Source organism: Lacticaseibacillus sp. 30 (assembly GCF_053819265.1).
The window spans coordinates 1-1,377 of the sequence record NZ_JBSOQX010000066.1; the positions used below are offsets into that span (position 1 = coordinate 1).

Genomic DNA, 1,377 nt, shown 5'->3' on the forward strand with positions numbered 1-1,377 from the left:
TCATCTGCCTTAACGTAAGGAATTCGGCGACCCGTTATCAACAATCGATGAGAATTGATCATATAAGGCGTGCAGGTCATTAAGGTCACAAGATCCTGTCCCGGCACAATTCTTAGCTGCCGGGTATCACTTGGCTCAATAACCTGGCGCTTAAAGACTTGGTAAGCCAATTTATGATTGCCTATGCTAATAAAAAACTTGTCGCCTTTTTTTAACGCTGGTACTCGGGTAAAAAGTTCAGCGTTTGGCACACCACGATGCGCTGAAATGACAGCATGGGTATTTTTACCACCAGTTGGATAACTTGTACCATCCAATAAACAGGCGCCAAATTGTAGAAGCCAATCGCTTGTATGATCAAAAACCGGCAGACTAAGGCCAATTTTGGGAATCGTCAACTGAGCAACTGTCTGACGAGTCAAGATTTGTTGATTGCGTTTGGCCGCTGTTTTTGCGGTTCCTTGATCATTAACGGCATGATTAAAACTGGCAACGCCGGGCACTTGCTGACTTGCTGCCAACTGTTTATTTTTTTGCTGATAGTCGTTATATTCCCGCCGCAACACCATCTGATTCTTCCGCGCTTCTTGTTGTCGATACCTGTCGATGACTTGCTGATTTTGGTAAGAAACGTAAGCATCACTTGCAAATGGATAGCATAAAACACCAAAACCCGCTAAAAGAAGGCATCCAATCACAATATCAATCAAGCCTAAAGGTCGACGTGTTCGTTTTGTCACTCTGATTACCTCGCCATATCAAAACAAGAGCGCCATCGACGCTCTTGCTTGACTTATTTATCTTATTAACTTTTTAGAAACCATTGCGGCGCTTGCGATAGGCAACTGCTCCAAATGCAATTAAGGCAACGCCCAAAATCGCAAAAATGACTGTGCCAGTACCACCAGTGTGTGGCAGAATACCGCTTGGTGCATCTAGAATGTCGCTAGACGAATTATCAGCTTTAAAGTCTGTATTGGCAGCAGCATCATAACCATCCGGCACGTTTGTTTCAACTGCCGTGTAAGTTGTGGTGTTATCAGCAAATCCATTTAAGCCAAACTTACCGCTCTTATCAGACGTGAAAACAGTAGCATCGCTTTCAGCAACCCACGTCAATCGATAGTTATTGGCCAATACATCGATAAATCCTTCGCCGATGCTGACGCTTTGACCATCTTTATCTGTCAACTTCAAAAACTTGCCATCACTATTGCTAATCTTAAAGCCGGCTCCTTCAAGCACTTCTTTAGTCTCAGCATCTTTCTTAACAAAAGTGCGCTCATAGGTGGTCTTTTGAACATTCTTTGGGTAGACATAGACATTCCCGTCGGCTGCTGCCTTGGCTGGTAAGGTTAACCAGAAATCGGCAGACGT

2 protein-coding genes are annotated in these 1,377 nt (G+C 44.0%); both read right to left on the minus strand.

The features are described from left to right. On the minus strand, nt 1–740 hold a 740-nt coding region (locus ACWPAB_RS15280), incomplete at its 3' end, for a class C sortase (protein WP_016382391.1). A 73-nt stretch (nt 741–813) separates the two neighbouring features. Next, nucleotides 814–1,377 (minus strand): LPXTG cell wall anchor domain-containing protein (locus ACWPAB_RS15285; protein WP_016382392.1); only part of this gene is annotated, 564 nt, incomplete at its 5' end.